Here is an 8,409-nt window from a genome sequence, read left to right as displayed (position 1 = left end):
CTCCCTGGAGTGAAAAACTCCAATTTATCAAAGATCACAAGTAACTTGTAGTGAATTACTCCAACTCTCAAAAAGTTGGAGTGATTTTATATCTGACCGTAGGATTATTTGGCGGTTACTTTAATATGTACAGGCGAAATGTAGAAATATTTGATATTTCAGGGATTCTTGACACTTGGGTTGGACAGGAGAAAAGACCACTTGATATATGAAACATAAGTAATCTTGGTATATGTAAGTAAGAGATTTTGACAGAGATTACAGATTGGAGGACAGGACATGAGCAATGCAAGAACAGTCATGAATTATGCGGAATATTTAGTGGATTGTAACGAACAGATAAAAATAAGAGATTATTATTGCCAGCAGTCTTCAATATTGGAGGAAGATGTTTTCAATCATATCGTGATTCTTCTTACGATGTGTGTTAATCGAGAACTTCAGATGTTGTTAGATGTTGAAGATGATAATATTAGTGCTGAGAAGTACCCTGAAAGAGTAATGGAAATACATAAAGAAATTTCAAAAGCATATACCGGTGAAAATAAAAAAGTTGCATATGGAGAAAATATTCCAGATGCGGATCGGGATATGTTTTTTAAGTACTTGAATCATATGGTTATATGTTTGTTGAGTGGTATTAAGTATATCGAAAAGAAAGATACAGAGTGGAATCCGTGTGATGAGGAAAATGAGTGGAATACGAGGTTTAGAAGAGAAGAACGTATCCGAGACAAGATGAAATGTATCATTTCCGCCAATATACCATCTACGGAAACGTTTACAAAATTTACAATGGCTCATCATATAGAGATTCCATATATGTATGTGTTGGCCTGGGACTTACCTAAATTGTTTGATCGTTTTAATGCCAGCAAACCTGATGGACCGGATGACAAATCGTATATTGGGAATCTACGCAAAAATACCAGCATTGAATTAGGTTTTATTGGCGAAAATCTTTTAGAAATATTACTTCATAGGTGTCAGACTGATCAAAGCGACGTTGGTGATCCGAATGAAGTGATTACAATCTCGAGGAGAGTAGATTATATCAATTTACTTCCGACCATTTTACTGGTAGATCATGTGGATTATTCTAACAAATTTGCTGCAGATTCGAGGGCACGAACCATGGCAAGAAAGAAGCATATAGTGCCATATATGAAAAAAGAAATTCTTAAAAGAAGACCATTATTACCGATGGAGGCAGAGAGAAAAATGTTTGGATCAGAAAAATCATTGGAAATGATGGTTGCCTTTTTGTCAGAAGAGAGAAAAACAAAAGAATATCTGGAATCGGATATTGTGTACCTTAGAGATTGCATGATGGACATGTGTCATAAGCTCTTAGACTGGATTTTTAAAGGTAATACGAATATTTTAACGAATGGGATGGAAAGAGATGCAGTAGGAGAATATCTGGTACAAATAATTGGAGCGGTAAACAATGATCCAAGAAAGAATACTGTTGAAAACAGGAATACTTATATTGGAAATGTAGTAACCACAATTGTAAGAAACTGGGATACGACCAATTTGAGCCGGGAAAGAACAATTGATGGAAATAGTGATTCATATATACGATATGCCTATTTTTCAGTTTTAAAACTGGCGCGAAACTGGAATGGGCATAATTTGCTGAAAAATGTAAGTATTCATTTTTGTGTATTCGTATATCTTGTATCAATAAGATATATGATTGATTTGGATAAGTTGGATATTGAATCATTTACAGATTACTTGCATCTGGAGGCAAGGCTACTTAAACTTCTGGGAGAAAATAAGCAGGTATATAATCAGTTAAGTTTAGAGGAACTGGATAAGGAATATCGGCTGTTATATGAAAGAGTGTGTAACACAGCTTTCGATAAGAATTTAAATTGTGGAGAGTTTCCGAGTTGGGTAAAAGATTTTCCTAGAGACATTGAAGAACGAAAACCACATCAAATTTTGAATGTTGCAGGACATTCAAAAAGCAAGATTAAAGATAACATGAGTGAAAACGAAATCTTTTTGACATTTTGGTTATCGGCACATATGGGGGCAAATAATACAGAAAGAAAAGTAGACAGGACACGAGATATCAATATCATTGAAATTTTTGATAGGATCTATGAATATCAAAAAAAATCGGAGCTGCTTAAAATCGAATAACGGAATTTGCTCAATTGAAACAGGCGGGAGGATACGTAATCCTCTTTTGGCTTAGAAAAAAACTCATTGCGTATTTGTTTTTCCGGAAAGCTCAGAAAGGAACAGTTCTTTCTGGGCTTTTTATGTAATTCTCAAAAATTGAGAATTGCACTCCTTTAATTCTTTATGTCGGAGGTATATTTCGAAAACTGAATCCGTTATACTGGCTTCATCAGCAGAAACGTATAATGAAGACAGGGTGATAAAATGGAGCCAGCGCAGAGAATCCGATTGATTCAACTGATAGAAAAAATAGAAAAAAATCCAGAATTCAGTAATAAAATCGGAGTGAAGAATACATCTGAATTTGAAAAGAAAAAACATTAAAGAGAATGAAAAGACTTTATCAGAAGAAAAGTCAGAAGGAGTAGACAATGTTATCGTTATTATTTATTGTATGCATGATTTGGTTTATCGGAAAACTATTTGTATTTGGAATGAAAGCTTCGTGGGGAATCATAAAACTGCTTGGCACGGTAGTGTTCTTTCCGGTGATTTTGATTGGAATGGTAGTTGTTGGATTGATTCATCTTGCATTGCCATTATTAATTATCGGTGGGATTATCGTACTTGCAACATCTAGAGCATAAAGGAATAGCAGAGGAAATAAATTATGGAATATGATATAGAAAAAGAAAAAAGAGAAGCGGTTGAGGCAGGACAACGGGCTTTAAGTAGTCTTCGTAAAGCAAGAGAAAATCTGAATAGTGCAAAGAACTGGGGATTGGCAGATATGTTTGGCGGTGGTTTTTTCACAACGATGGTGAAGCATTCCAAGATGGAACAGGCCAGACAAAATATGGAGCAGGCCAAATTTGCATTACGTAATTTCAGCAAGGAATTGAACGATGTAAATATGACTTGCAATTTGAATATAGATACCGGTGATTTCCTGTCATTTGCAGATTATTTCTTTGATGGCTTTTTTGTGGACTGGATGGTCCAGGATCGAATCAATAATGCAAAGTATCAGGTAGAAGAGGCAATACGGAGGACAGAATACATAGTTAATCAGCTACAGTGTATGTAAGAGAAGGCAGTGAATCAAACAGGTTCACTGCCTTAATTGTTATTTGAGCTTTTCTTTTTCTGCATTTAATAATTCGATGTTTAGTTGCTGGTCGCTTGCGGTCTTATCAACCCAGAGATTCAGTGAATCAATTGCAAGAGAAATTTCGTCCAGCTTTTGGCTGATAATGGCAAAATCTTTTATCTCGTCATCGCTGATTTTGCCGTCACGGGCAATCTGGATCAGACGTGTAGTGAGTGGATTGATTTCGTTCAGGCTGGCAATGGTTTCCAGGATAATATTTGACAGGTCGGATACTTCGACTTCTGGAACATAGCGCTGCCCGATCTCACATTTATGGGAACAGTAATAATTGCAAAGATCCGGTCGCTTGTAGGCATCAGCCATTTGGATGATATCGTAAGGTGTAGGTTCCTGCGTTTCGTACTCGAATTTCTCTATTTTTGAATCAGAAACAGCAATCATTTTTTCACTTGCTTCTGATCTGGTAAGGCCGGCTTCCTCCCGACAGATTTGATAAATTGTCTTATTTTCTCTTGTGGATTGTTTACCCATGAGAATAACCTCCTCATATATCGTAAAACATGAGGATTATCGGGCGGTAAGTCCGCATGCTGTACGTGTATTTACTTTATGAAGTTCATTATTCATTATACTTAAAGAATCAAGAAACAACAAGTGATAATAGAATTTGCGAAAAATGCAGGTTGAAACGTCAAAAATTATGCCGATTTTATTGTGAACTTGTTTAAGTAAGCTTTGATTGAACTTGTTTAAGTAATGTGATATAAATAAGTCTAAGGTGATTGCTATGAACTATAATTTTTCAGAAGACTTGAAATTTATTCGAGAAATGAACTAGGAAAAACTGTTACGTCTGAGAAGCTTTTAGAATCCAGAGATATACATCAGACAGAGAAATAAATGGATAACAAAGGAGCAAACATTATGAAAGCATGGGAAAGACTGATCAATTATGTAACGGTACGTACACCGAGTGATGAAGAGAGCGGGACAGTTCCGTCTTCTGGGTGTCAGTTTGATCTGGCAAGAAAGCTGGAGGCAGAAATGAAAGAACTGGGATTGACAGAGGTGGTTCTTGATGACCAGTGCTATTTGTATGGGAAACTTCCGGCGACAAAGGGGAAAGAAGAGGTTCCGGCACTTGGATTTATCGCGCATATGGATACAGTCTCGGATTTTTGTGATCATGATATCAGACCGGTGATTACAGAAAAATATGACGGTGGAGAGCTTGCACTTGGAACGAGCGGTCTGATATTGAGTCCAAAGGAATTTCCACATCTGGCGGGATTGAAAGGACGTACATTGATCACTTCGGATGGAACAACGATCCTGGGGGCCGATGATAAAGCAGGAATTGCGGAGATTCTGACCATGATCGAAACAATTCAGGCAGAAAATCTGTCACATGGAACGATCTGTGTAGCTTTTACTCCGGATGAAGAGATTGGAATGGGCGCAGAGCATTTCAATCTGGAACAGTTTGGAGCAGTATATGCTTATACGCTAGATGGAGATTCGGAGGGCGAGATCCAGTATGAGAATTTTAATGCCTGCAAGGCCGAATTTGAAATCAGAGGATTTAATGTGCATCCGGGTGAAGGAAAAGACACGATGATCAATGCCAGTCTGGTTGCGATGGAGATCAATAACTGTCTGCCATCTATGGAGACACCACGGGGAACAGAAGATTATGAAGGATTTTATCATCTGATCAGTATGCAGGGAGAAGTCGGAGAAGCAAAACTGAACTATATTGTCAGAGATCATGATAAAAATGGTTTCGAGGAAAGAAAAAAGACATTGCGTCTGATTGAGAAAAATTTGAATGCAAAATGGGGTGAAGGTACGGTAACACTTAAAATTACCGATCAGTATCGCAATATGAAAGAAATCGTAGAAAAACATATGCATCTGATCGATCATGCGAAAAAAGCATGTGAGGCAGCAGGTGTGGCACCCCTGATCCTGCCGATTCGTGGAGGGACAGATGGATGCCAGTTGAGTTTTAAAGGGCTGCCGTGCCCGAATCTTGGAACGGGCGGACATGCTTTTCACGGACCGTATGAGCATATCAGCGTGGAAGGAATGGAAAAAAGTGTAGAAATCCTTCTGGCGTTGATTCAGGAATACACAAAATAATTTACGGTGTTGCAATAAAGCGATTAACATGCTCCATGGTAGCTTTTATAATTGAGAGATCTGTCTGTACATCACCGGATTCCAGAGAGTGATTAGCATCTGGTGTAAGGAAAAGAGGAACTTCTTTTTGCTCTGCCAGCATGCGGATAGCATCTGTCTCAGCCCATGGATCTGCAGTACCATGAAAGGCAATACTTCCAGGAAGAACAAAGGAAAAAGTATCGGTTAGAGGTGTGAACAGGATGCTTTTTCCCTTTATATTATGTCTGGAAGCATAAGCGGAAGCGATGACTGTACCAATACTCTTGGAGATAAAGAGAACGCTGCCGTGGGAATCCCAGTCAATATCCTGCAAGACCTGTTCGGTCTGCTCGTAAGCAAGGTCAAAAGCCTGTTTCATCTTTTCAGAATCTCCCTTGACATTCTCGGGAAGAGTACCGTAAGAGACGACCTGAATCTCATAACCATAATGTCTGGCAAGGCGACTTGAATAGTACAAAAGGGGCTTGTCAGCAGTATATCCGATTCCTGGAAAGATCACTGCCAGTTTTGAGGCACTTTTGTCGGAATCAGAGGTATATTCAGATGCTTTGGCATAGAGCATCTGCTGATGAATTTTTTCCTGAAGGTCTTTTAAAGTGGTAGAAATTGTATAAGGTTCCTCCGGGAGATAATCATAACCGGTGAGAACACCGTCTTCTTCCATGGCATAAACAATATGTAAAGCCCCCATCAACTCCATATCATCTTCAATATCTGAAAGTAATTCTTCGTATGTTTTCATATAGATTCGTTCCTTTTTATGTTGTAAATTTGGTATAAAACAGTCATAGCTATAAAAACAGAATAATTATTGCATGTTTTATTAAAACGGGCAAGAGAAATTAAAAAAACTGCCATTGTTTGCCGGAGTCATGGAAGTGGAAACTATGCCCTTGCTTTTATTTTCTCAACAAGCTATACTAATCAGACAGATATAGTATGAATTGGAGGGCTTTTACATGAAAATTGCAGTAACTTATGATAACGGAAATGTTTTCCAGCATTTTGGCAAAACAGAGAATTTCAAAGTTTATGAAGTAGAGGATGACAAGATCGTATCCAGTGAAGTGATCGGGTCCAATGGAACAGGACATGGTGCACTGGCAGGACTTCTGGCTGAACAGGGAATTGATGTGCTGATCTGTGGCGGTATCGGCGGCGGTGCACAGGCTGCGCTTGCAGAGGCTGGTATTCAGTTATGCTCCGGAGCACAGGGAGATACAGATGAGGTGGTAGAAGCTTACCTCAAAGGTGAACTGGTTTCAGCAGGAACAACCTGTGACCATCATCACCATGAAGAGGGACATTCCTGCGGAGATCACGAAGACGGTCACTCCTGCGGAAGCAGCTGCGGTGGTGGATGTGGTGCACATAAACCTGCTTTTTCAGGATCGAATGTAGGCAAGACTTGTCGTACACATTATAAAGGAACTTTCAATGATGGAACACAGTTTGATTCTTCTTATGATCGTGGACAGCCGCTTGAATTTGTCTGCGGAGCAGGGCAGATGATCAAAGGTTTTGATGCAGCAGTTGCAGATATGAAAGTCGGAGAGATCAGAGAAATCCATCTGATGCCGGAAGAAGCTTATGGACAGCCGAACCCGGACGCGATCTTTACACTTGATATCGCACAGCTTCCGGGAGCAGAGGATCTGACAGTTGGTCAGCAGGTATACCTCTCCAATCAGTATGGACAGCCTTTCCCGGTTAAAGTAACTGCCAAAGATGAGAAGACTATTACATTTGATGCAAACCATGAGATGGCGGGCAAAGAGCTGAACTTTAAGATCGAACTTGTAGAAGTAAAATAAACATGTCTGCGTGAATATTGGCATTTTATGTCGAAAAAATGCAGTTCCTTTCAGTATGTTTCGAACGCTTTTGATAGACGAATACAAAGTGGCATGCTAGTATGGAATAAAGATAATTATGTGATTGTTCAACGGCATTGTTCGGACAGTGATGTAATTCGTTTCTGTTTTATTCTATGCGGTATGCCGCTTCTTACATTCTAAAACCGTTCTGGTTGGGAAAGGGAAATCTCCATGTTTTACTTGCAGTGTTAGGCGAAATTTCCATATGCAACAAATAGTAAATAATATGAAAGAAGACCGGAACGAATTGTTTCGGCCTTTTTTATTGGGAAATTATGCCGTCATGCTTAAATAAAGTAAAAAATGCTTCGTGAAGGTAGGGTTACAAAAACTCTACTGCGTGCTTTCTTTTCCAGAGAGGAAAAAGGTTTCGCTGACAGACATAATTTTTTCGCTGTTCGATGCTTATAGCCTGGAAGAAAGTCTTCCACATGCTGGTATATTTATCTTCGTATGATTCTGTCTTTTGCAGGGTTTCGAATTCCTGGGCCGTCAGGTAACGCAGATAGTTTTCACTGTCTTTTACATGCACACAGGCGGTCCGACGATTGTCATCAATGATCATCCAGTGCTCGGAGGGCATACGGTCTGCAAAATGTTGACCAACTAACATGATCACATCATTTTGAGGTTCCAGGTGACTGACATATACCTGGGAATCTAAGCTCTGAAAACGGGCAAATTCGCAAAAATGATGCTCTTCGTTTGACACTCTGCGTCGAAGCTCAAGAAGCTTCATTACATATGGATTTGTATATTGTTCAGTTACGGTATTTCCAATGGCGAAGCCGATCCGCAGAAAGTCATAGATTGCCTGCAGAGCATTTTCATCAGCAGCCAATGAGGCATAGTAAACATCCAGGTAGGCTGTTTCAGAAATATTCCTGCGGATCGAGCGGATCACTTTTTCGGCTTTGGAGGAATCTCCGTCTACATGTATATATTCATCAAACATGGTTTGCTGGAAGATTGGCTCTTTTTTTAACTGAATCTGGTTATGACCGATCTTCAGAGCTTCTGACCAGGCATCATAGATACAGGTCATGATATCGGTCAATCGGTCCTGGCAAGTATATATTTTCATGTTTTTATCCTGTG

The 8,409-nt window shown here is 39.2% G+C and carries 8 protein-coding genes; 5 read left to right on the top strand and 3 right to left on the bottom strand.

Annotated features, from left to right (window positions below):
• Positions 1-279 precede the first annotated feature (279 nt).
• The 3 genes from KQI91_RS15730 to KQI91_RS15720 all read left to right on the top strand — a co-directional run bounded on the left by KQI91_RS15730 (position 280) and on the right by KQI91_RS15720 (position 3,226).
• Positions 280-2,157 carry a hypothetical protein gene (locus KQI91_RS15730; RefSeq protein ID WP_216393686.1) on the top strand — a complete coding sequence of 626 codons (1,878 nt, stop codon included), beginning with the start codon at positions 280-282 and terminating at the stop codon, positions 2,155-2,157.
• 413 nt (positions 2,158-2,570) lie between these two features.
• The gene (locus tag KQI91_RS15725) at positions 2,571-2,786 is read left to right on the top strand and encodes a hypothetical protein (RefSeq protein ID WP_216393685.1); all 216 of its coding nucleotides are present in this window, start codon (positions 2,571-2,573) and stop codon (positions 2,784-2,786) included.
• 23 nt (positions 2,787-2,809) lie between these two features.
• The gene (locus KQI91_RS15720) at positions 2,810-3,226 is read left to right on the top strand and encodes a hypothetical protein (protein WP_216393684.1); all 417 of its coding nucleotides are present in this window, start codon (positions 2,810-2,812) and stop codon (positions 3,224-3,226) included.
• 39 nt (positions 3,227-3,265) lie between these two features.
• On the opposite strand, the gene KQI91_RS15715 is transcribed toward KQI91_RS15720, so the two are convergent.
• On the bottom strand, positions 3,266-3,781 hold the full coding sequence (locus tag KQI91_RS15715; protein ID WP_216393683.1) for a helix-turn-helix domain-containing protein: 516 nt from the start codon (positions 3,779-3,781) through the stop codon (positions 3,266-3,268).
• Positions 3,782-4,174: 393 nt separating this feature from the next.
• Here KQI91_RS15715 and pepT point away from each other — a divergent pair, with 393 nt between their 5' ends.
• Entirely contained in the window at positions 4,175-5,392 is a 1,218-nt protein-coding gene (gene pepT / locus KQI91_RS15710; protein WP_216393682.1) for a peptidase T, read from the top strand.
• A gap of 1 nt (position 5,393) precedes the next feature.
• Here the strand turns inward: pepT and KQI91_RS15705 are convergent, their stop codons facing one another.
• Positions 5,394-6,176 (bottom strand): alpha/beta hydrolase, encoded by a 783-nt coding sequence (locus tag KQI91_RS15705; protein WP_216393681.1) that lies wholly within the window; start codon positions 6,174-6,176, stop codon positions 5,394-5,396.
• Between the two features lie 217 nt (positions 6,177-6,393).
• Here KQI91_RS15705 and KQI91_RS15700 point away from each other — a divergent pair, with 217 nt between their 5' ends.
• Positions 6,394-7,248 carry an FKBP-type peptidyl-prolyl cis-trans isomerase gene (locus KQI91_RS15700; protein WP_216393680.1) on the top strand — a complete coding sequence of 285 codons (855 nt, stop codon included), beginning with the start codon at positions 6,394-6,396 and terminating at the stop codon, positions 7,246-7,248.
• A gap of 385 nt (positions 7,249-7,633) precedes the next feature.
• Here KQI91_RS15700 and KQI91_RS15695 read toward each other — a convergent pair whose 3' ends face one another.
• Complete coding sequence (locus KQI91_RS15695) at positions 7,634-8,395, bottom strand: TIGR03915 family putative DNA repair protein (RefSeq protein ID WP_216393679.1); 762 nt, start codon at positions 8,393-8,395, stop codon at positions 7,634-7,636.
• Positions 8,396-8,409: the final 14 nt, after the last annotated feature.

The organism is Blautia sp. MSJ-19, assembly GCF_018918125.1.
In the GTDB taxonomy this organism is placed as follows: domain Bacteria; phylum Bacillota; class Clostridia; order Lachnospirales; family Lachnospiraceae; genus Blautia_A.
This window is presented reverse-complemented; position numbering and strand designations above follow the sequence as displayed.

Bases quoted from the DNA above. Each gene is read 5' to 3' on its own strand.
- KQI91_RS15730 (WP_216393686.1), top strand. From the start codon at position 280: ATGAGCAATGCAAGAACAGTCATGAATTATGCGGAATATTTAGTGGAT.
- KQI91_RS15725 (WP_216393685.1), top strand. From the start codon at position 2,571: ATGTTATCGTTATTATTTATTGTATGCATGATTTGGTTTATCGGAAAA.
- KQI91_RS15720 (WP_216393684.1), top strand. From the start codon at position 2,810: ATGGAATATGATATAGAAAAAGAAAAAAGAGAAGCGGTTGAGGCAGGA.
- KQI91_RS15715 (WP_216393683.1), bottom strand. From the start codon at position 3,781: ATGGGTAAACAATCCACAAGAGAAAATAAGACAATTTATCAAATCTGT.
- pepT (WP_216393682.1), top strand. From the start codon at position 4,175: ATGAAAGCATGGGAAAGACTGATCAATTATGTAACGGTACGTACACCG.
- KQI91_RS15705 (WP_216393681.1), bottom strand. From the start codon at position 6,176: ATGAAAACATACGAAGAATTACTTTCAGATATTGAAGATGATATGGAG.
- KQI91_RS15700 (WP_216393680.1), top strand. From the start codon at position 6,394: ATGAAAATTGCAGTAACTTATGATAACGGAAATGTTTTCCAGCATTTT.
- KQI91_RS15695 (WP_216393679.1), bottom strand. From the start codon at position 8,395: ATGAAAATATATACTTGCCAGGACCGATTGACCGATATCATGACCTGT.